Origin of the sequence: Paenibacillus eucommiae, assembly GCF_017874215.1 — a bacterium.
GTDB lineage: Bacteria > Bacillota > Bacilli > Paenibacillales > NBRC-103111 > Paenibacillus_AI > Paenibacillus_AI eucommiae.
In genome coordinates this window covers 1-21716 of the sequence record NZ_JAGGLB010000003.1, presented here as the reverse complement: position 1 = coordinate 21716, position 21716 = coordinate 1, and the positions used below count along the sequence as shown (strand labels likewise).

The 21716-nt window shown below is 43.3% G+C and carries 19 protein-coding genes and 2 pseudogenes; 19 read left to right on the top strand and 2 right to left on the bottom strand.

What is annotated here, in order from left to right:
- The first annotated feature begins 43 nt into the window (after positions 1 to 43).
- The 10 genes and pseudogenes from J2Z66_RS05375 to J2Z66_RS05330 all read left to right on the top strand — a co-directional run bounded on the left by J2Z66_RS05375 (position 44) and on the right by J2Z66_RS05330 (position 10942).
- Entirely contained in the window at positions 44 to 685 is a 642-nt protein-coding gene (locus tag J2Z66_RS05375; RefSeq protein ID WP_209970357.1) for a hypothetical protein, read from the top strand.
- Positions 686 to 828: 143 nt separating this feature from the next.
- Positions 829 to 2457, top strand: a complete 1629-nt coding sequence (locus J2Z66_RS05370) for a S8 family serine peptidase (protein WP_209970356.1) — start codon at positions 829 to 831, stop codon at positions 2455 to 2457.
- A 489-nt stretch (positions 2458 to 2946) separates the two neighbouring features.
- Complete coding sequence (locus J2Z66_RS05365; protein ID WP_209970355.1) at positions 2947 to 4959, top strand: hypothetical protein; 2013 nt, start codon at positions 2947 to 2949, stop codon at positions 4957 to 4959.
- 13 nt (positions 4960 to 4972) lie between these two features.
- Positions 4973 to 5790, top strand: a pseudogene (locus tag J2Z66_RS05360) (M81 family metallopeptidase); the annotation flags it as partial.
- 42 nt (positions 5791 to 5832) lie between these two features.
- Positions 5833 to 6495 (top strand): MlrC C-terminal domain-containing protein, encoded by a 663-nt coding sequence (locus J2Z66_RS05355; RefSeq protein WP_376774366.1) that lies wholly within the window; start codon positions 5833 to 5835, stop codon positions 6493 to 6495.
- Between the two features lie 103 nt (positions 6496 to 6598).
- Positions 6599 to 7642 carry a Gfo/Idh/MocA family protein gene (locus tag J2Z66_RS05350; RefSeq protein ID WP_209970352.1) on the top strand — a complete coding sequence of 348 codons (1044 nt, stop codon included), beginning with the start codon at positions 6599 to 6601 and terminating at the stop codon, positions 7640 to 7642.
- A gap of 60 nt (positions 7643 to 7702) precedes the next feature.
- Positions 7703 to 9115: an alpha-glucosidase/alpha-galactosidase gene (locus J2Z66_RS05345; RefSeq protein ID WP_209970351.1), complete on the top strand. Its 1413-nt coding sequence runs from the start codon at positions 7703 to 7705 to the stop codon at positions 9113 to 9115.
- Between the two features lie 256 nt (positions 9116 to 9371).
- Positions 9372 to 9758: a hypothetical protein gene (locus J2Z66_RS05340; protein ID WP_376774362.1), complete on the top strand. Its 387-nt coding sequence runs from the start codon at positions 9372 to 9374 to the stop codon at positions 9756 to 9758.
- Positions 9759 to 9885: 127 nt separating this feature from the next.
- Complete coding sequence (locus J2Z66_RS05335) at positions 9886 to 10305, top strand: GNAT family N-acetyltransferase (protein ID WP_209970350.1); 420 nt, start codon at positions 9886 to 9888, stop codon at positions 10303 to 10305.
- 131 nt (positions 10306 to 10436) lie between these two features.
- A pseudogene (locus J2Z66_RS05330) lies at positions 10437 to 10942 on the top strand (phosphohydrolase).
- On the opposite strand, the gene J2Z66_RS05325 reads toward J2Z66_RS05330, so the two are convergent.
- Complete coding sequence (locus J2Z66_RS05325) at positions 10943 to 11119, bottom strand: hypothetical protein (RefSeq protein ID WP_209970349.1); 177 nt, start codon at positions 11117 to 11119, stop codon at positions 10943 to 10945.
- A gap of 455 nt (positions 11120 to 11574) precedes the next feature.
- On the opposite strand from J2Z66_RS05325, the gene J2Z66_RS05320 reads away from it, so the two are divergent.
- From J2Z66_RS05320 to J2Z66_RS05305, 4 genes are all read left to right on the top strand, one after another.
- Complete coding sequence (locus tag J2Z66_RS05320) at positions 11575 to 12054, top strand: HIT family protein (protein ID WP_209970348.1); 480 nt, start codon at positions 11575 to 11577, stop codon at positions 12052 to 12054.
- A 1093-nt stretch (positions 12055 to 13147) separates the two neighbouring features.
- Positions 13148 to 14590, top strand: a complete 1443-nt coding sequence (locus J2Z66_RS05315) for a P-loop domain-containing protein (protein WP_312894396.1) — start codon at positions 13148 to 13150, stop codon at positions 14588 to 14590.
- A 263-nt stretch (positions 14591 to 14853) separates the two neighbouring features.
- Positions 14854 to 15351 (top strand): DUF1579 family protein, encoded by a 498-nt coding sequence (locus J2Z66_RS05310; protein ID WP_209970347.1) that lies wholly within the window; start codon positions 14854 to 14856, stop codon positions 15349 to 15351.
- 109 nt (positions 15352 to 15460) lie between these two features.
- The gene (locus J2Z66_RS05305; RefSeq protein WP_209970346.1) at positions 15461 to 16021 is read left to right on the top strand and encodes a dihydrofolate reductase family protein; all 561 of its coding nucleotides are present in this window, start codon (positions 15461 to 15463) and stop codon (positions 16019 to 16021) included.
- 222 nt (positions 16022 to 16243) lie between these two features.
- On the opposite strand, the gene J2Z66_RS05300 is transcribed toward J2Z66_RS05305, so the two are convergent.
- Positions 16244 to 16612 (bottom strand): DUF6713 family protein, encoded by a 369-nt coding sequence (locus J2Z66_RS05300; protein WP_209970345.1) that lies wholly within the window; start codon positions 16610 to 16612, stop codon positions 16244 to 16246.
- 486 nt (positions 16613 to 17098) lie between these two features.
- On the opposite strand from J2Z66_RS05300, the gene J2Z66_RS05295 reads away from it, so the two are divergent.
- The 5 genes from J2Z66_RS05295 to J2Z66_RS05275 are packed head-to-tail and all read left to right on the top strand — an operon-like array spanning position 17099 to position 21521.
- Positions 17099 to 19057, top strand: a complete 1959-nt coding sequence (locus tag J2Z66_RS05295; protein WP_209970344.1) for an AraC family transcriptional regulator — start codon at positions 17099 to 17101, stop codon at positions 19055 to 19057.
- Positions 19058 to 19099: 42 nt separating this feature from the next.
- The gene (locus J2Z66_RS05290) at positions 19100 to 20125 is read left to right on the top strand and encodes a FecCD family ABC transporter permease (protein WP_209970343.1); all 1026 of its coding nucleotides are present in this window, start codon (positions 19100 to 19102) and stop codon (positions 20123 to 20125) included.
- Positions 20122 to 21135 (top strand): FecCD family ABC transporter permease, encoded by a 1014-nt coding sequence (locus J2Z66_RS05285; protein ID WP_209970342.1) that lies wholly within the window; start codon positions 20122 to 20124, stop codon positions 21133 to 21135. Before J2Z66_RS05290 ends, J2Z66_RS05285 begins: the two co-directional genes overlap by 4 nt.
- Positions 21136 to 21144: 9 nt before the next feature.
- The gene (locus J2Z66_RS05280; RefSeq protein ID WP_209970884.1) at positions 21145 to 21327 is read left to right on the top strand and encodes a hypothetical protein; all 183 of its coding nucleotides are present in this window, start codon (positions 21145 to 21147) and stop codon (positions 21325 to 21327) included.
- The gene (locus tag J2Z66_RS05275) at positions 21258 to 21521 is read left to right on the top strand and encodes a phosphotransferase-like protein (RefSeq protein WP_209970341.1); all 264 of its coding nucleotides are present in this window, start codon (positions 21258 to 21260) and stop codon (positions 21519 to 21521) included. Before J2Z66_RS05280 ends, J2Z66_RS05275 begins: the two co-directional genes overlap by 70 nt.
- Positions 21522 to 21716: the final 195 nt, after the last annotated feature.

Genomic DNA, 21716 nt, shown 5'->3' with positions numbered 1-21716 from the left:
CAAGAAAATTGTAACATTATAAATTATGGAAGAGGTGGTTTTTATGAAAAGAATACAGACTAAACTTTTTTTATTATTAGTACTTTTAGTATTACTTATTGGTTGTGTGGGTTGCGAAATGGCATCTGAAAAAGGAGACAAGGAACATAACACTGAAGTCACAAAAACAGATACTAAAGTAGACTCTACAGTAAAACTGTCTGATAAGGAGGTAAAGGATATTCTCAACCAGCTTATACCGAAGGCATTAAATATACATGTTGGATTGTTTAACACATCTAATGAGTTCAAAGTCGATGAGACGAAAACGATTCCAGGTGACGTTGGGTATGTCCTGGTGCTGGACGAAAAAGTCAAAACAGTAGCGGATTTAAAAAAAACGGTCGAGGAAGTATTTACGAAAGATATCGCCCAAAAAGTATTCTATTCTCGTTACCTTACACCTGAAAAAGGAGACCGTCCTCGATATAAGGATTATGATGGAAAGCTTTATGTAGACATAGAAACTGGTGGACGTGGATGGGCAACAACATTTCTAATTGATTCCGCCAAGCTAAAGGGACAAAAAGGTCGTGTTGCAGAAATCGAGCTAAATAGAACAGTACTTGACGATCCTGCTGATCCATTAACCATAAAAATTGAATATGTTAATGGTAAGTGGCTGCTAGCATCTCGACTTGATTAATTAGAGATTTTCCTACGTGATGTATGGCTATAGCGTCATTTAGCTAACGGCAGCATAGTTTAATTATAATCTTTCTTTCTATGACATTTATCCGATTAACCTGATAAACTGTTATTAATTGGTTGGAGAATGCTGACATTTGAATGGAGGAATGGACTACGCAAAATAATTGGCCATCTATTCGTCAATTTCTGGATGTCCCAAGTGATCTTACTGGGCGAGGAGTAAAAATTGCTATTATAGACGCAAATTTCCCTAGCCATCCAGACATATCTGCAAACGAAACGCGTAATAGTTTTATAGTCCGTATCGCACATGGTGCTACTGAACCTGAGTTAATCGTAGCCGATTATACTGGTCCCTGGAAGAAAGGGATCCACGGGCTTTGGGCGGCGGCGGCGGCCGCTGGTACAGGGACTCTCTCCGATGGTCTTTATACAGGCATGGCTCCACATGCAGAGCTCTATCTAATTTCTGCATACAAGACAGGAGTAGAGGATTTTGCTCTTAAGGAATCGTTGGAATGGGTTAGGGATACCGGATGGAAACTCGGTATCCAGGGACTTTTCGTTGCCTTCAATACAAGGCCGCATCATCCTTTGCTGCCATGGCAGTTGGAGGAGAGTATGGTCCTCTGTGAGCAATTATCGGAGTTAGGTATGCTTGTAATATCCGTTACTGGAAATTCTACAGATGCAGCGAGTCTATGTTCGCAAGCCTGTGCCCCATCTGTGTTATCTGTAGGCGGAGTTGTCATCCCTAATGTCGGTGGATTAGCGGATGCGTATTCATACCCCTGTGCACGAGGCGTAACTTTTGAAGGAAAATGGATCCCAGAAATATTAGCTCCCGCAGAAAATTTGGTACTTCCATGGGGAGACCTTGAAATGTTAGCTGCGCATCCATTCAAAAATTTTGATAACGTCCCTAAAGGCTATGCCCGTATAGATGGCACTTCTTTTGCAGGACCAATTGTGCTCGGTGCTGCCGCCTGTCTTTGGCAGGCACATCCAGAGTGGACAAATGAGCAAGTAAAACATGCGTTGATCAGTGGTTCATTCAAAAATGAGCGCTGGTCGGATTTACGGTCAGGAGTCGTTTCAGTCAGGGCTTCGGTTTCTACGTGCAGACCTGTATTAAATAATAGGTCATCGCCTTTTTCCCGTTGGCAGGGGGTATGCTCAATACCAGAGAAGAAATTATCAGAATACGATGCAGATAACGCAATGAATGTTATTTTTTCACTTGATACACCATTTTCACAAAGAAGTTTGCAACTACTGAGCGATGCATTTGTCAATACATCACCAATCGTACGATCTGTGGCACTATGTAAAACAGCACAGGAACAATATTACTTGGATGCTGCTTATTTGACGAATGCCTTACAGGACATCGACGCTAGAGTTCGTTCTGCCGCACTTTACCACATACTTCACCATCCAGAACTATGGGGCACTTATATCCAAGCTATCATCAAAAGGTTTGAAGATAAGGACCTTGACGTTAGTCTGCTAGCCATACAAATAGCCGGAATGACTAAACTCTCCTCCTTCACTTCTGCTTTGGTTATGGGCCTGCGAAGAGACTCCCTAGCAAATCTTGACATACATTTCTGGGGAAGAATAATTGCGTTAAAGGAAGTGACGAATCATTCCTTTAATCCGGATCCTCCTTTTCAGATTATCGATTCTGATATGGAAATGCATAGTCAAAGGCGTTTCAACCTTAGTGAACAGTGGGAGAATTGGCTTAAATCATCTAGTTATTAATGATCTGATCGAGCGACTCAGGAACAATAAATCCTAAACTACTGGACCCAGATGCCTCACTATGAGGAAGCAGAAGTCTTTTCTAAATTCATAAGGGTTTTACTGAAAGAAGTACTTCATTGAAGTATCGGGCAGCAGGTTAGTTATCCAATTAGTGTATAGTTAGTTTTGTATTTTGTATTTAGTTGAGAGTATAGGTAAGGAAACCTTAGCGAGTCACGTCGAGGGTTTCCTTACCTATGGGGGTTTCATTATGATTTTAACAGGTCGATTTCCAATATAAAGAAGGAAGTATAAATGAAATTCGTCAAATAATGATACATTTCAGCAGATTGTAGACTCGTTATCGAGTCTATTTTTTTTTATAATGAGACTATATTTGAAGAAAAAAATCAAAATTAACATCATGAATCGCTCCAGCCATTTTGATACGGATGCTCCTGTTAATGCGGTTAATAGAAAATAATTAAAACGAAGGTGATTACATTCATGCTTATGGATCCGGAAAAGAAACTAGTTCAATACATTTTGCGTCCGGGTTTGCCGCTACTTGAAGATGAGAGGCTCTGGCAGGAAACTTTGCAGTTTGCAAAAGATACACAGGTGGATGCAATTCTGGCCTTTAACGGCCACGGAGAGATGCCTCCTCATCCGAATGAGGAGGCTATTAGAAAGATCGTGGAGCTGCTGGCTAAGCGCTTTGCTGAAGTGCGTGCTCATGGGATGATACCTATGCTGAATTATTTTGTGACGCTTGGGCATGGGGAAGCTAAGCCGGCTGCAGGCATGGATCATTTCCGCTGGATCATGGACGGTCACGGTAACCAATCAGTCGGCTGTCCTTGTCCATTGGATGTAAGCTTCCATGAGTATATTAGTAAAGCTTTCGCAATGTATGCGCAATTAGATGTTGAATCGATTTGGATCGATGATGATTTTCGATTGTTTCAAAGAGAAGGTACAGATACGCTGCAGTGTTTCTGTGAGAAACATATGGAACGCTTGGCAGCGAAGCTTGGTCGCCGTTACGAGAGACATGAAGTATACGAACGGCTTGTTCAACAACAGGCAGATAGGGATTTTCGCAGAACATGGTTTGAAGTGCAGGGGGAATCCATGCGGAAATTTACCCAAAAGCTGCGTGACACCGTAGCTGAGGTTAATCCCAACGTGGGAATGGGTGTGATGTTCTGTGCACCCTATTCCTTTCAATTGAGTGGAATCAACTTGAATCAAGTGATGTCTTCACTTAGTACTGAAAATTCTCCACGTCCTTGGCTGCGTACTGGCGGCAATGGGGGGTACCGTGACGAGCGGCCACTCGATTTGCTCCATAAGATCATTACAGTCGCAGATCCTATTCCAGCAATGATTGATGTGCCGATACGACTTTGCTGCGAGGTAGAGAATTACCCTTTTGCAACCGGTATTAAATCAGCACGTGCGCTGGGATTGGAGTTATATCTGAATACCATTTCAACCAATGGATTGCTGACTTTAAGTGTCCTGGATAATGTTTTTGGAATGCATGACCCATCAGGAAACGTCGTACCTATGTTAAGGAAACTGAAGCCCTATCTGGTTCAAGTCGCAGCCGTTACGAAAGGGAAGGTACGAAAAGGTGCTTCTTTATCATTTACTGCCCATCTTACCGAGGTACAGGATCTGACTGAAGAGGGGTTAAGCCCGCATTGGAATGTGAATTTGGCACGAATGGGAATCCCGCAAGCCCCAACGGATGCTTCCCCGATGATATTTACAGGGAGAACGACAGAGCTCTATAGCGATGAAGAGCTAAAAACCTTACTGCAGCGTGGGAGTATTATGGACCCTGAGTCGTATAGGTCATTACATGAACGTGGAATTGTTACGGGCGAGGCGATCCAAGTTAAGGCAGAACCGTTTCATAGCAAGGTACAGACAGAAAGGACTTTGGCCAGCAATGCACCCCAATGGTTGAAGGATAAAAACCTGGTAACCAGATGGAATGTAGAGTACAACACAATGAATACGATACAGGCAGGGCATGGCGGAGAGGTATTGTCAGCGCTTTACGATACGCAGGGTAATTGGATTTCCGATGGTGTAGTAGTAGCAGAAGCGCCATATCCTATTGCGGTTGTAACCCACAATGGTAAACCAATGAAAGACACAGGGCGTCAATGGATCTTCTCACAGATGATCCAAAAGGTCACCCGTTGTAATTTCCCGGTTATGGTCGAAGGGATATTGGAGTTATATCCAGTATGGTGGGAGGATGGCGATGAATCCGTTCTCGGACTTTGTTATTTCGGAATCGAGGAGTTTCCGCAAGTGGTACTTTGGCTGCCCGGAAAACGAGGAATCGTTTCCCTAGAGCAGCTCGGACATGACGGGAAATGGAAATTGGCCGATTACATGGCAAGCGATCATCCGGACGGGGGTATTCGTTTAACACTTAAAGGCAGCAGTGTTCCTCAGCATTTGTCTTTTGAAACTTTTCGCTTGCGGGCTGTAGATTAAATAGTTGAAATAGTTGAGGGGAGAATACCTATTCTTGAGAGTCATTGTAGGCGGGATAATACAGGAAAGCAACACTTTCAGCAAGGCAACGAGCACAATCGAAGACTTCCGTCGCAACTATTACAGGGTTGACGAGCAACTGCTTGCCGTGCAAACGGAAATAAATGAATTAAGCGGATTCAACAAAGCCGCCAATGAACAGGGGGCAGAGCTGCTGGGAACTGTTTACACACAAACGGTATCATCCGGCAAAATTAGCCGTGCTTCGTTAAATGAACTCAAGAACCAATTATATGAACGTGTACAACGATATTTGCCATGCGACGGATTATTGTTTGCCATGCACGGGGCATGGGTAGCCGAAGATGAGGATGATGCGTCGGGGGAAATTTTATCCGAACTGAGGGAGATGGTTGGCCCTGTGACGCCGATCGTAATTTCTTTGGACTCGCATGCAAATCTTACCAAGAAAATGGTGAGGAGTGTAACGGAATTATTGGTTACCGGACATTCCCGCATATTGATTTCTTGGAGACAGGATACAAAGCGGCTAACCTGTTATTCGATATTGTGCGAGGGAAACGCAATCCGTTTATCGGTTTTGTGAAAATACCCATGATTGTCCAGGCAGAGAATCATCAGACTTGCCAAGGACCAATGGCAGAGCTATGGAGTGAGGCAGAAACTGGGGAGCAAAGATTAGGTTTATTTAATACATCCCTGTTTGCTGTTCAGCCTTGGTTAGATGTAAAGGAAATGGGATGTTCGATCGTTACGGTCGGCGAAAATGCGATAGAGGCACAAAGCGAAGCGGAGAGGCTGGCAGAATTGTTCTGGAACAAGAGGGAGCAGTTCGAAGTTGACCTGCTGAGTGTGCCGGAAATACTGGATATTTTGAATAAAAGGCCGTCTACCGGACCCATTATCATCTCGGATTCTGCGGATAGTACAGGTGCGGGATCTCCGGGAGACAGCAATTATGTATTACGGCAATTACTTAAACAGGGTGCCGAAACCATGTATTCTGCTCTTATTTCGATGGTGGATGCCCGTGCGGCTAACTTAGCTGTAGCAGCAGGAATAGGCAATACAGTGCGCCTGAAGTTAGGGCACAGCATCAGTTATGACATGGGAGAGCCGCTGGAAATAGATGTCGTCGTCACGTTCATTGGCGATGGGAAATTCCGGTACGGGGGTGGCTTTATCGAGAATCTGGAAGCGAATATGGGCTGTAACGCCGTCGTAGCGATTGGGCGAATTTCACTGCTCATAATGGAGAACGCTGTACACACGGGAGATCCCGCAATGTATCTCAGTGTAGGGCTGGAACCGCTGGAGCATAATCTGGTGCTTGTGAAATCAGCTACGCAATTCCGCTCGTCATATGAGAAAATTTCCAACGAAATCTACATCCTGGATACGCCGGGGGCAAGCACCGCTAATTTGAAGTCGCTTTCCTTTCAGCACATTCAAAGGCCGATGTATCCTTACGATGATTTTGATTGGAATTGGAAAGAACAACATGAGGTTGAATAATAGAGTTGCTGTCATTACTGGATGCTGCATTAGTCGATTGTGCAAATTTTTATAAATAAATCAAATTCGGAATTTAGATATGGACTATGGGAGGACGATGGCAGTGAGAAAAATAAGATTAGGTGTAATTGGCTGCGGTGGAATGGCCAGCAATTCGCATACAAGTGGATTACTTGCCTTAAGTGAATGGATGACTGTAACAGCAACTTGTGACATCGTGCTAGAGCAGGCGCAGAAGATGGCTGAAATGTTAAATGTACAGGTGGCGGTTACGGATTTTCATGACCTTTTGGATCAGGTCGATGCTGTTTTAATTGCTATACCACATGATTTGCATTTTGAAGTAGGAATGGCTTGCCTAGAAGCGGGTAAGCATGTATTGATGGAGAAGCCAATGTGCAATACGGAAGAGGAGTGCATGGAACTGATTAGTATGGCAGACCGGATGGGCAAGGTGCTCATGACCGCATACCCTGTACGTTTCTGGCCTGTCATCATAAAATTGAAAGAGTTGATCGATAACAAAACGCACGGAGATATCTTCCAACTATCTATATGGACAGAGCAATATACACGTCCTCCGGAAGGAAGTTGGGGACTTTCGGCCCGACAATTAGGCGGAGGGCAGTTTTTCAGCCATGGATGCCATTACGTTGATCTTATGCTTTGGATGCTGGGAAATCCAGTCAAAGGGATCCATTTGGGGACGAATTTCGGGACACCTTGGATGGAAAGAGAAGGAACAAGCAACGTAGTGCTGGAGTTCGAGAATGGAGTGATGGGGTATCATTTTGGAACATGGGGAGCACGTGGTACGCGTCTCGGCTACAGTATCCACGCTCATTGTACGAAAGGGCTGATCGAAATCCATTTAGGAGAAGGAAAGATGTATCTGCACTCGGATATCAAAGAGGAGCATGGTGATCTAGAGAATCGTTCAACAACTGAAATTCTTATGGATATCGAACCCGGAAAGCTGACATTGTATGAAACCAAGCACTTTTTGGATTGTATCATCCACGGAACGAGACCAGACACGGATGGTCCTAGAAGCTTGCAGGGTTTAAGGGTGATTTGGAAACTATACGAAGCTGAGCAGAATAATACGTTTGCTGATTTAAGGGGATTAGGCTTGGAGTTGGCTTAGGTTTATTGATAAGATTTCACGAACTTGATTGTCCATTTAATGAAAAGAGGTGCATTATTTGTGTTGAAAATTGCGATGATAGGTGCTGGAAGTATCGGATTCACACGCAGATTGTTAATGGATATTCTTGCCGTGGAGGCATTTCGGGACACCGAATTCCGCTTCATGGATATTAACCAGGAAAATCTGGATATGGTCACGAATCTCTGCCGGATGATGATCGAGAAAAACGGTCTTCCAGCTACAATATTACCCACAACGAATCAACGTGAAGCTGTTAAAGATGCGGATTACGTATTGTGCACGGCCCGTGTCGGTGGACTCGAGGCTTATCGGTATGATGTCGAGATTCCGTTAAAATATGGCGTTGATCAATGCATTGGAGACACGCTCGGACCCGGAGGCATATTCTTCGGGCTGAGAACTATCCCGGTATTGCTGGAGTTGGCCAAGGATATGCGCGAGCTGGCTCCCGGCGCTCTCTTGCTTAACTATTGCAACCCGATGGCAATTAATACATGGGCCTTACGTAGAGCGGGCGGCATTCCTGTCATTGGCTTATGTCATGGTGTGCAGCACAGCCAGCAACAGCTTGCGGATGTACTTGGGCTGCCTGAGGATGAAGTCGATTTCATCTGTGCAGGAATCAATCACCAAACCTGGTTTATTCAAGTATCACACAAAGGACAAGATATGCTTCCGTACTTGTTGGACGGTTTTGAGAAGCATCCGCATTTATCCAAATCCGAGCCTTGCCGGATTGATGTGCTGCGCCGGTTTGGCTACTATTCGACAGAATCAAACGGCCATCTGAGCGAATATTTGCCTTGGTACCGTAAAAACCCGCTCGAAATCGATAAGTGGATCTATCACGACGAATGGATTGGCGGTAGAACCAGTGCGTATTTGGAGTATTGTCTGGAGCGCAATGAGATCTATAAAGAGCAATATCCACAATGGATGAACGGTGAATTGGAGTTCATTACGCTAGGGGAGCGTTCCGAGGAGCATGGCTCCTATATTATCGAGGCGCTGGAAACAGGCAAGGTATATCGGGGCCACTTCAATATTGAGAATCGCGAGAATATTACAAATCTGCCGAATGGAGCAACAGTAGAACTCCCGTGTTATGTTGATCGCAGCGGTATCCATCCTACGACGGTTGGCAAGCTCCCACTTGCATGTGCCGCCACATGCAAAGTTAGCATCAACGTTCAGGAAATGACTGTTGAAGCTGCCTTAACCGGCAATCGTGAGTTGCTCAAGCAGGCCGTATTGCACGATCCGCTGACGGCGGCCGTCTGCTCAACAGAGCAAGTCTGGCAAATGGTTGATGAAATGCTTGAGGCACTAAGCCCATGGCTGCCACAATTCAATGGTGAGAATAAAACATGGGATGACATCCCGCAGCCGAATAATGGGGATCTCCGGTTCATCAAAGCGAATGGTGGCTTATTCCGGCTTAAACAATAGCAGTAAATAAATAATATCTGAAAAACCGACAGGCTCCTTATCTAATTTAGATAAAGGAGCTTGTTCTCTCTAAATGCATACCTTCTCGGTCCAGGCGCGCCACACGAGCTCGCGGCGGACATTCAGGGTGCGGGTGATGGTAAACTATAACTTTGAATTTCTGGTCAATCTCATAATACGAAAGGGTAGGCTATTCCAATATGTGGTATAGTGTTTACGAAGTGAAAAAAGTAGGGTTAGAGGAGGATTCGTAGCGGTGAACAAAGACGATATTGTAATTAATCACACAACAGAGTTAGATAAAACGGAATCAATAATATCATTACAATCGACCATCAGTAAACTCGAGAATGCTTTGTCCCAGATGACTCAAAATGGAACAAATACTAGCCTAGTAAAGAAACGACTCACAGCTATTTATATCGGCTTAGCCACGCTAGAAAACGTTTGGAATCAAAAACCCCATCTCTACACCCAGGATGATTTAGCAGATGCTCGCAATGTTATTACTGGTTTATTTCCATCAATTGAAAACAGTTATGTTAAGTCAAAGGCTGGTAGCCCCCAAAGAACGCTTTTAGAAAGAAGAATTAAAGCGTTGGAACTAGCTGTTCAAGCGATTGATGACCTTTCCGCTAAATAATTCATAAAGCTAACGGGTAGTTTAGTGGAAGGAGGCAACCTAAATTTTAACCGGAAAATATATAGATGGAATAATTCTATATCATTACGTTATTATTTATCTGTGTAAAGAAAGTGAGATTAAAACTATGAATATTAGAGTAGCAAGTGAATTAGACTACCCTGCTTTAAGACGTATATACTTAGAATCACGTCGTAAAAGTTTTTATTGGGCGGATATAGAAGAAATGACTTTAGAAGATTTTGATAAGCATACTATTGGAGAGTATATAATTTTAGCAGAGGAAGATGCTGAAATTCTTGGATTTGCTTCTTTTTACTTGCCAGATAATTTTATACATAATTTATTTGTTCGCCCTGATTTCTCAGGCAAGGGTGTTGGTGGTCAGTTGGTTACTGCCTCCATAGAAAAAATGAATAAACCAATAAGATTGAAGTGTGTGTCTGAAAATCAAAAGGCCATGAAATTCTATGAAAATAATGGTTGGAAGAAAGTTGTTGAAGAAGGTAATTCAGAAGAAAAATATTGGGTTATGGTATATGAATAAAATAGCCGTGATTGAGCGGCATTCCAAGCTTTCATTTAGTTGATCTATCATTGTAATAGAAACTTGCACATTGATCTCGCAACAATCCAGTCCTATAATATGTTAACGAATGAATAAGGGGGAAGTTGTCGATGACGAATGTAATTGCTGATATAAAGATTCCCGATAGTAAACTAGCCGTTGAAACTGCTGAATTATTGCGTGAGCATGCCGACGACCTTCTGTGGAACCACTCGAACAGGGTATTTCTGTTTTCGGCTACCGCGATTTTCTTAAAAGTCGCGGCATCCCAGAAGATTCCATTCGGCTTGTATGGGATGCTGTTGCCCTGCATACAAGCATCGGAATCGTCGAGTATAAGGAAACCGAAGCGGCGCTTATGAATTTTGGCGTCGGTTATGATGTGGTCGGGAAGAACTTCGATTTCATTTCAGCAGAAGCGCGGCAGCAAGTCATCGAGGCTTTTCCTCGCAACAAGTTCAAACACAACATCTTACATGCATTCTTGGAAGGCTTCAAACACAAACCGGAAACCACCTACGGAACGATTAACGCCGACGTGTGCGAACTGCTTCTTCCGGGATATAAGCGCCCCAACTTTTGCCATCATGTCCTTCATTCCCCATGGGATGAGTAATCAGCCCGTTTTTCTAAAAATTTCTTTCATAGAACTAAATATTTTTATTATTATTTTAGAAAAACCTTGGAAGAAGTCAATTAGATATTTTTGGACTAGGAACCCTACCAAAGCAAAGAAAAGTGAAATAACTATTATATACACAAATAGTTTTAGTCCTGTTTCTATAAACTCCATTTAGATACAGCACCTCCTTATCAATTATCATTATATACTTAACATCCACGTTTAAGCCACTACCTAGGAGACTGTCCGACGGAGTAGTTTTTTGAGATCGAATCTACTGTATTTTCATATAGTGCTACACATCATATGTGGACATCCGTTTCGGAGGAAGGGAAATGTCCTTTTTTTGTGGAAAATTATGATGGGAGGAGGGTAGAAAAAAATGGCATCGTTTTTTTTATGTGTACTGTCCGGAAGGTGGTGTGAGCAGCAAATACCGCCTTGTATTTGACGATTCAAGGGAGGCTTTCATTCCACATAAATTCAGTAAGGTCGCCGCGCTTCGTCTTGCAACCGCGTCGAACTAAATGGCAGTTATATACAACAAAATATGCCTATGGTAAAGTAGTGAATAAATTATATATGGAATATTTTGGACCACTCTAAATTAATTGACGAAGGGATTGATGAAGTTAGCTATGCTTTTTACACATAAACCTGAAGGATATGAATGTCCATTTTGTAGAATTATTTCTGGTAGTGGGGCAACTCAGGAAACAAGAGAAAGAGATATTATTTATAAGAATGATTATGTAACAGCTTTTATGGCGGGTAAGTGGTGGCCAAACAATAAGGGACACGCACTAGTTGTGCCAAATCTACACTTCGAGAACATATATGATCTACCCGTGGAATATGCAGCTGAAATACATCGAGCAGCGCAGCAGGTCGCTTTTGCGATGAAAAGTACGTATGGTTGTGATGGGATTTCTACACGGCAACATAATGAGCCTGCTGGCAACCAAGACGTGTGGCATTACCATCTTCATGTTTATCCGAGATATGAAAACGATCAACTTTATCTTACAAAGGGTTACAGATCCGATCCAGAGGAACGCTCTTTCTATGCCGAAAAATTACGTTCTTGGATAAGACAGAACTTTTAGTCCTGCAAGGAATCAGCATACTATGGGGAACCTGACGCGAATAAATTACCTTTACAAGATTACATAGTATAGTAAATAGGACAACTTCTACTTAGAAAAAGTGCTTTACCGCTGCAAGAGAATTATCATGAATGAGACAAAGGAGGTACATGTGTCATTACAGCAAAGAAAGTAACGATTTGATCCTTTACTTTTTTGTTTGAACCGAACTTATTAATTTACACTAATAAAACCATATTATCGTGTCCTGTTTTTTCATCCTATGGGGGCATCTTTTTTACTTATTTCAGGGTTTGAGTTAATTATAATTAATCTTTCCTTATATTGTGGATAATCTTAATGTTATAATTATGTTGCAGTAAAATAAATCGTAACGAGGTGAGGACAATGAAAAAAACAAAAAAATATACGTCTTATCCTCATGTTGCTTTTTAGTTATTTTTTACGAATACACTAGGCTCTGAGGGTAGGATTCACTCTCAGGGCTTTTATATTTAGGCAGAAGGAGCGTTTAAGCTTTCTTGCCGGTCTATGACAGCCACTTACGGAGTGGCTGTCATTTTTTTTGGACAAAAGGGTTGGTCAAGGCAATAATAGTGGTTTGGGGGAATATGTATTGAACTTAAGTTACTTAGGATGGAATTCATTTTTCGCGGAAAATTTCAAACAGTGCCGGTTTATGTTTGAGCAGGCTCATACCTGGAGATTAGGGGTCGATCCGTTTCGTCGTTATCTTGTTCCAAAGGATAAGGGGCCCCCTTCTTGAGATATCGTTTCAACTTCGGCATCGTTTCCCGTTATTCACCGCTTTCCAAATATGAAAGGATGATACTTTATTAAAAGACTCGAACAAAATTTTCGCTCATTACAATCTGGACAGTCATCATACAGTTTTATTTATGAAGATCTAGCCTATTGGAATAATGATGTTGCCTATTACATTGAACGGACACATAAACTCACACTGGATAAACCATGTATCATCATAAAAATACCTTTTGACCATCTCGGCTTAGATGAAAATAGGGATCAAGTTGTTCTCTCGGATTTTGCATTAAGAGAATGGGTTGATCATATTGAGGCATTAAATGAATTGATTTATAACCGGTCACGTCCTGATAAAGAAAATGGTGCTTTTTATTGTTTTCGTCCAACCAATGTGGTGTTGCAGCGTAATGCATCCTTTGTCGAAGTCAGCTGGGAAAAATGGTATCTATGCTTAATGATTACAGTTCAACTTCCATTCAGGAATAATGATAAAGCTATGCGTATGCTCTGCAAAATGCTTCCAAAAGAAGTGGAGAAGTTTATTGCCAAGTTTGATCTCATCAAATTAAATACTGCTTATGAATGGGTAAACAAACAAAATATGATTCGCGAATGGCTGAAATCCAGTGAGTATTGTGCGTTTATTGCGAATGGCAGCATTTTGCCAAGAAATAAAGATAACAGCGGGCCACTGGAGGGTGCCTTGCCTTTTACATCCCCTGAAGATGATGAAGTTGAAATTTGTGGTTTGCTGGGAATGGGAATAAAACAGGGTGTGACGGTCATCACCGGCGGTGGTTATTCGGGTAAAAGCACATTACTGGATGCACTAAATTCAGGGATTTACAATCACACTATAGGCGACGGGCGAGAATTTGTGATTACAGATCAAAGTGCAATGGAAATATCTGCAGAGGAAGGCCGTTCCATAAAAAATATCAATATTACGCCTTTCATAAAATGGATACCCAATAGTTCGGCTGAACAGTTTTCGACTGACTACGCCTCAGGTTCCACATCTCAAGCCGCAAATATTATGGAGGCAATCAACGTCGGGTGTAAGCTTCTTCTTATTGATGAAGACAGAAGTGCGACGAATTTTATGATTCAAGACATCAAAATGCGTTCATTAATCAAGCATGAACCCATTACACCTTTTACGGAACGTGTCAGGGAGCTTTATGAGGCTGCCCACGTATCTTCCGTTCTTGTTATTGGAGGTAGCGGTGAATTTTTATCCGTTGCCGATCAAATCATCCTGATGGACAATTTTGTGCCAAAAAACGTAACCCAGGAAGCAAAAAATTTATGTGAACACGACAAACCACACGAACGTATCCCCCCTACAAAATGGGAGATAGAAAGAAAAATAACCACCGATCACTTTTCGAGCTATCCACAGGGCAGTGGTACAGAAAAGCTGATGGTTTCAACCATGGGATACATGATGATAGGCGATGAACAAATTGATATCAGAGGGCTTTACAATATCACATCACACGCCCAGCTTGCAGCTATTGCCTTTTTAATTCGAAAAATGGCTATAAGTAATCAGGATCGCCTCATCTTTCTTCATGAAAAGATCAAAAAAGCTCTCGAAGATATGGAGAGAGAAGGAGTAGATATTGTATTTTCTTCCTTTTTTCCTGGTTTCGAAAGATGGCTTGAATTACCAAGAATTAATGAAGTATTATCTGTCATAAACCGAATGAAACATTTGAATTTTATTCAGCTTGAGCCCTCTAAGTACGATGAAGACAACTCTTAAAATCACAATCGTATTTCACTTATGAGGGGGTCTAACTGGCAAATAAAAAAGCCTGCGGTTCAAACTGCTGCCGGCTTTTTTTTATGGTTGTTTCCTACAGAACAGTCACACTTAAATCTAAGGAAATTGATCCAGATGGAAAGGGAATTCACCAGAATACGATCACAAAAATTCCTGGGTAATAAATTGAGCAATTGATAAGAAATCATAACATTTGTTACATGCTATGATATAAGGAACTTCGCATGAAAGGAGAAATCAAAATGGCAACAAACAATATCAGTGAACCCGAGAATGATAATGCCCTTACTCCACAAAATCCGTCTAAACCTGATCCTGCAATGGGACGCTTGAATGTCTTCGTAGGGAAATGGAATACAGAGGGTGTGATTATAGCGGGTCCGTCCGGGCCAGCTGATCAGCTGGTAGCAGTAGATACCTACGAATGGTTGCCTGGTGGTTATTTTCTTATTCATCATGTTGATGGCCATATGGGAAAAGATGAGGTTAAGGCTATTGAGATCATTGGCTATGATGCTTCCAGTCAGAATTACATCACACACTCATATGACAACCAAGGCAATTTCAGTACATACAAAGCGAACCTACTCGACCGTGCCTGGACAATTTCGGGGAAATCGGAGCGATTCACAGGAATGTTTAGCGAAGATAGCAACACCTTAACAGGTAGTTGGGAGCTGTCCAACGACGGTAAGAATTGGGTACAATGGATGGACATCAAGTTGACTAAAGTCATCTAACTAACAGGAGTATTTAGTTCAATAAACAAATCGTTCATCACAATCTGAATCGGCAGAACAAGCACCCCTTGGTCTTATTGGAAACTGAAAATTGGAGGGCGTTATTGAAATGGCTAAACTGATCTACCCTATTAACTTATCTCTGGACGGGTACATTGAGGACGAGCGCGGCAATATCGAGTGGACGATCTCCGATGACGAGACGTATGCGTTCTGGACTGACTTCCAGCGGCCGATTGGCACATACCTATATGGGCGTCGAATGTATGAGTCAATGGTGTACTGGGAGACGGCGAGCACCAGCGGCGAGCAACCGGAGGTAATGTGGGAATTTGCGCAGATCTGGAGAGCGGCTGAGAAGATTGTGTATTCCCAAACGCTTCAGGCGGTTTCTAGCGCCAGGACTAGGATCGAGCGTGAATTCGATCCTGATGCGATCCGGAGGCTGAAGGAGTCTTTAGAAGCCGACATCATGATTGGCGGCCCCGAGCTTGCTGGGCAGGCGATGAGAGCGGGACTGATTGACGAGTGTCATCTGCTTCTTAATCCGATCGTCTTGGGTGCAGGTAAGCGAGCATTGCCGGACAACCTCCGCATGCGGCTCGAGCTGCTCGGTGAGCGCCGCTTCCGAAGCGGCGTTGTTCATCTTCACTACCGCGTGATCGACTGACCGCGACGCTAGACGCCAACCAAGCAATGGGCGCTGTGAGGCAGCTACAACATTCTATTGATGGGCAGATATACAGGCATGACGAACATTAAGAGCACCCAACTTGGTTCGTTACGCTAACGGGATACGATAGTTGAATGACAAAAAAAAGCAGGCTAAGAATGTATTTACTATCCTGTACATTCGCCAAGAATCAATTTGGATGGAAGTTAAGGGAGAAAATCACGGATTCGCAATCAATAATAAATGGATAGCAGCAAGAATTCCCATCGAATAGATGATGAAACGAGAGAATGTATTTTTAAATTCGTTGCGGGAGTGCTTTTCGAAAAATAAGTGCAGGATCGCATGGATCATGAGAAAGATGTCTAGCACCCAAAACGTAATTATCTGATATTGGCTAAAAAGTAAAGCGAGTATGATGGTGTACAGGGGGAGATGGATAAAGGTGAACACTTTATAGGCTTTTGCATCATCCATATCTCGTAGAACGAAAAATAGTTTCCATTCCGAACGTCGAATTGCATCCATTTCGTGCAGAAGAAATAAGGACAAGTTAAACAAGAATAGCAACAACAACAAATCAGGCATATCAAACCTCCTAAAATTGTATAACAAACGTTTACTTCAGCTTAATGAATAAACACAGTAAAGTATTTCCCTTGTTAATACGTAAAGCTGTTGGAAATGTAACAAGTAGAGCTATATTTGTCTCACTTGAATCCGTCAATCCATTAAAATTAAAGAGCAATGTGACCAACATAAATGAACTTTCTGGTTCATTTCATATCAAAATCGAGTGGGAAAGAGGTTCCAGTCCTTTCGCCGGTACCAATAAAACAATTAATGGTTCATTAGATTACTATATCTGATGAACCTTTTTTAGATAGAAAACCCCACTCCTAGCATTAGCCGGATAATGAAAAGTATAACGTCTGTTGCCTGTTGCCTGTTGCCTGTTCCCCAATGTCACTTAATGATGATATACTTACCTCATGAATTATGATATTGATAATCAAAATCAATTTATGACTGGTGTATAAATTGGAAAAAAGTGAGATAAGGGAGCGCGAATAGATGCAAGAAGAAGCAGAAGCACGCCAGGTATTTACACCGGAGATGATCGATACGATGGCCCGAATTTGGACACGTTCGATCATTACATTAATAGATGTACGCTTTCAGAATGTAGCATCCCAATACCCGTTGGAGCAGTATAAAATGCCTTGTAGCATGCTTATCTATGCATGTGGAGGAGAAGCGCAAATTCAACTGAATGAAACCACATTTGGAATGGAACGCTTCGGTTTAGTTCACGGCGGAAAAGGGAGCCTGCTCAGTATTTCGCCTAAAGGGGAGCCTGTGAAGGCCTTTATGGTGTTTTATAAAGCAGAATTACCTCTTTTTTTCAAGAAGTACCTGCAGCAATTACTGGAGCAAGTGAATCCATTTGTTCAACAGTTTGGTTATACACCAAGTAATCCCATCTTGCTACTTGATTGGTTTCAACTGATGCTGAAAGGCTGGAACCGCGGCAATGCGATGGATCAGCTACAGGCCAAAAGTTTTTTATATCAATTGATTCATGGGGTGTACAGAGATTTTGAGGGTGGTGAGATTCGGTATCTCCAGCCAGATCCAGCCTGTTCTGCCAAGATATATCTCGATAAACATTACAGGGAGCCGATTATGTTTCAAGAAATTGCCGATACGTTTGGGATCAGTGGTGGGCAATTGACGCGGCTGTTCAAAAAGAAGGAAGGGATGAGCTTACAGGAGTACCTCATTCGGAGGAGGATTGAAGCTGCCTGTCATGACTTGAAGCATACAGAAGCAACCATTAAAGAGATCGCAACAGGATCTGGTTTTGCAGATGAGAAAAACCTGTTTCGGATGTTTAAGAAGTATTACAAGATGACGCCAAGTGATTATCGGAAAATAAACGCACTATCCATGCAGGTTGATGGTATTGATAACGATTCTCATATTCATTACAATGAGAGGGAACTAGCGAGTCTAGTCAAGTCTTATAGAGATGGGGAATCAGCAATGTTTGGACAAGCAAGAAGTAAAGAAATGATTTTGGCAGCGGCGATGAGCTTGATGCTGTTGTTGTCGGCATGTACGTCAGGGACGCCAGCGAATAACGGGGGAACAGTAAATCCAACGCCTGCGCAGACACAACAGACGACACAACCGGAAGTATCGGAAGCAGTCTCGCAGACCAGAACGATATCCACAGTATTTGGTGATGTTGAGGTGCCTAACAACCCTCAGCGTATTGTAGTTGATTATTTGGTTGGTGATGTGGTTGCCTTAGGCGTAACTCCTCTAGGTGTGTCCAGAGCGGCAAGGACCACCGAGACAGAGGCTGTTTTTGCTAAGCAAATTACAGACTCCATTAAAATCGCTATGGAGCCGGAAGATGTCATGACTCTTGAGCCTGATCTGATCATATTAGCATGGGGCGATGAAAAATATGAAGATTTATCCAAAATTGCCCCGACAATTTATGTCCCTTATGGTGATATGACTACAGAAGAGCGTATCCATTTTATAGGCGATGTTTTGAATAAGCAGGAAGAGGCTAAGGCTGTTTTGAATGCTTATGCCAAAAAAATCGAGGAAGCGAAGCTATCCCTTCAGAATGCAGGTCTTTCAGACATGACGATTACTATGGGAGAATTCAGTGATAAAAATAACTCCGTCGCTGGAGACAAGCATGCGGTTGGCGAGCTTGTTTATAATCAGCTTCAAATGAAGGCACCGCCAAAAGTTCAAACTGATATTATTGAAGCAAATAAATATTGGGGAGATATCTCTATGGAGGTCTTGGCCGCTTACGTGGGGGATTATCTGATCTCCTTGGGAGATAATGAAGTTCCTGCTGATAATGCGGTTTGGAAATCGCTACCTGCTGTGGAACATAATCGGATTGTAACGGTGGGTTCATCGCTATCTTGGTCCACGGATATAATGACTTCCAGTGCTCTGATTGATCATATTGTCAATCAATTGATAACATTAGCTAAATAAGGGTTCAACTAGACTGTGAATAGGTGAGGTAAGGAAGCCGCGATGAAAAACAAGCCTGAACAAAAACGCCGTGGGGCGGTGAACTTCACCATGTACATGGTAGTAGGGCTTGGATTAACGGTTCTCATGTCGGCCGCGTCGATTAGCTTCGGCGCCGCCGATATGAGGTTAGCGACTGCATGGGAGGCTATTTTCCGATTTGATCCAACGCTCACTGAACATCAAATAATTCAAGCCTTACGTCTTCCGCGCACCGTAGCCGATCTGATCGTCGGGTGCAGCCTTGCGGTTTGTGGTGCCATCATGCAGGGGACGACGCGCAATCCGCTGGCCGACTCCGGGCTGATGGGGATCAGCTCTGGGGCAGGATTCGCGATTGCGCTTTGCCTGGCCTTTCTGCCGGGTTATTCGTATGGGCTGATGATACTGTTTGCTTGTCTGGGAGCAGCGTTCGCGACCGGGATGACCTACTTCATCGCGTCACTGGGCAAGCGTGGGATGACACCTCAGCGGTTAGTACTAGCAGGACTGTCCATCTCCATGCTGTTTGGTGCACTCAGTCAGTATTTGGCGATCAATTACAACCTTGGCCGAGCATTGGCATTCTGGACGTCAGGCAGTACAGCCGGGGCCAAGTGGGGGGAATTGCTGATTATCTCACCGCTATTTGTTGGTGGTGTACTGCTGGCGCTGGCGCTATCACCTTCCATTACACTGCTCAGTTTGGGGGATGATGTGGCAAGTGGACTCGGTATTCGCAGCGGACTGGTCAAGGGTTTATCAACGATTATCGTGCTAGTGCTGACTGGATTGGCTGTTGTCGTGGTTGGCCCGGTCGGTTTTGTTGGTCTGATTACCCCGCATATTGTGCGATATATGGTCGGTGTCGACTATCGGTACATTATTCCGGCGGCTGCGCTATATGGAGCGTTGCTGACCGTATCGGCCGATCTGGTTGGACGCTTGATCAATAAGCCGTTCGAAACACCGATTGGCATTATATTTTCTATCATTGGTGTGCCGTACTTTCTCTTCCTGGCTCGCAGGCAAAGGAGGGAATTTGAATGACCAATCAGCGTTATACGGTGCAACGGGGCATCATCGTCAATGTAGTACTTATGGTGCTCATCCTTATGTTTGCTGTCATTAGCATGAATTCTGGTAAAATGAATCTTTCACCGCTAGAAGTGCTGAACGTTCTCCTGGGAAACGGTACTGACAAGCAAAATCTGATCGTGTTCGATTTTCGAATGCCACGAATCGCACTGTCGATCTTGGTAGGTATGGGAATGGGAGCGGCTGGGGTCGTGATGCAGAGTTTGCTGCGCAATGACATGGCTAGTCCGGGGACACTGGGGATTAGTTCGGGATCGGGTTTGTTTGTCCTGTTCTTCGTCGTATTCATCGCATCGACAGGAAAGAGCTCCTTTATTGTCCTGCCACTGTTGGCCTTTATTGGCGGACTGTTGGCAGCGGGATTGATCTTCTTACTATCGTATCGCCGTGGGCGAGACATCTCGCCAATCGGTTTGATCTTAACCGGGGTCGCACTTGGAAGTGGGTATGGGGCGCTGACCACCTTCCTGACACTCAAGCTGGATGATTCGCAGATGAACTTCATGCTGCACTGGCTGGCGGGAAGCTTGTGGGGCGCTGATTGGCGCTATATTTCAGTACTGGCACCATGGGTCTTGATTTTACTCGGCTATATTTTCTACAAGGCTCGCATGCTGAACACCCTCCATCTGGGCAATCAGACGGCACAAGGACTGGGTCTTGCCGTGAAGCGGCAGTTTTTGGGGTTGTCGATCGCTGCTGTTGCTTTATCCTCTGGCAGTGTGGCCGTGGGCGGAAGCTTCTTCTTCGTTGGCTTGATCGCTCCGCATATGGCAAGAAAGCTTGTCGGGCCCAATCACAAATTACTCGTTCCGACTGCCAGCCTGGCCGGGGGATTAGTCGTGGTGCTGGCTGACACGATTACGCGCACGGTTAGCCTGGGGGGAGATGTGCCGACGGGAATCGTCATTACGGTCATCAGTGTTCCGTACTTTCTTTATTTACTAGCGAAGGCCAATTAAGAGGACGCTATGGAATGTATTACAGCGCAACAAATCGATATTGCCTATAATTTCACGTTTATCGTAAAGGAACTGGATTTGCAGATTCCACGTGGACAGATTACCTCAATATATTGGTCCCAATGGATTCGGCAAATACTGAAGGCAGTCGGTCGGCTGCTCAAGAGGAACTTATTAGAAGAGAAAAACTAAGGGGAGATAGAGAGAGTGGATTAGCAATCTCACAGTATGATATAGTTTATTGCCTTAATGAGTATGATATTGAACTAAATACTGAAACCTTGAGACCAAACGAATGCGCCAATTTGATATTAAATTTTATTAGATCAAATAGTGAATACTCTGCTTTTAAGAAGTTAAATAAAAGAAGTGTTGGTGTTTCATAGAAAGTCGTATTCTTCAGATAACACCATGTTCACGCTTCGGGGCATTTGACAGAGTTCATTACGCTAACGGGCAGTTTAACGCAACATAGCATAGGGGGTAACTCAACAAGTGACAAGATAATGGATATACAGTGCAAAGTATTCTTGCTTGAATTAAGCTATTCATTATACAATGTCTGTAGATATTAAAGAAAG

Excerpts from the sequence above, each read along its gene's own strand:
- J2Z66_RS05375 (WP_209970357.1), top strand. The coding sequence starts at position 44 with ATGAAAAGAATACAGACTAAACTTTTTTTATTATTAGTACTTTTAGTA.
- J2Z66_RS05370 (WP_209970356.1), top strand. The coding sequence starts at position 829 with ATGGAGGAATGGACTACGCAAAATAATTGGCCATCTATTCGTCAATTT.
- J2Z66_RS05365 (WP_209970355.1), top strand. The coding sequence starts at position 2,947 with ATGCTTATGGATCCGGAAAAGAAACTAGTTCAATACATTTTGCGTCCG.
- J2Z66_RS05335 (WP_209970350.1), top strand. The coding sequence starts at position 9,886 with ATGAATATTAGAGTAGCAAGTGAATTAGACTACCCTGCTTTAAGACGT.
- J2Z66_RS05325 (WP_209970349.1), bottom strand. The coding sequence starts at position 11,119 with ATGGAGTTTATAGAAACAGGACTAAAACTATTTGTGTATATAATAGTT.
- J2Z66_RS05320 (WP_209970348.1), top strand. The coding sequence starts at position 11,575 with ATGAAGTTAGCTATGCTTTTTACACATAAACCTGAAGGATATGAATGT.
- J2Z66_RS05310 (WP_209970347.1), top strand. The coding sequence starts at position 14,854 with ATGGCAACAAACAATATCAGTGAACCCGAGAATGATAATGCCCTTACT.
- J2Z66_RS05305 (WP_209970346.1), top strand. The coding sequence starts at position 15,461 with ATGGCTAAACTGATCTACCCTATTAACTTATCTCTGGACGGGTACATT.
- J2Z66_RS05300 (WP_209970345.1), bottom strand. The coding sequence starts at position 16,612 with ATGCCTGATTTGTTGTTGTTGCTATTCTTGTTTAACTTGTCCTTATTT.
- J2Z66_RS05295 (WP_209970344.1), top strand. The coding sequence starts at position 17,099 with ATGCAAGAAGAAGCAGAAGCACGCCAGGTATTTACACCGGAGATGATC.
- J2Z66_RS05290 (WP_209970343.1), top strand. The coding sequence starts at position 19,100 with ATGAAAAACAAGCCTGAACAAAAACGCCGTGGGGCGGTGAACTTCACC.
- J2Z66_RS05285 (WP_209970342.1), top strand. The coding sequence starts at position 20,122 with ATGACCAATCAGCGTTATACGGTGCAACGGGGCATCATCGTCAATGTA.
- J2Z66_RS05280 (WP_209970884.1), top strand. The coding sequence starts at position 21,145 with ATGGAATGTATTACAGCGCAACAAATCGATATTGCCTATAATTTCACG.
- J2Z66_RS05275 (WP_209970341.1), top strand. The coding sequence starts at position 21,258 with ATGGATTCGGCAAATACTGAAGGCAGTCGGTCGGCTGCTCAAGAGGAA.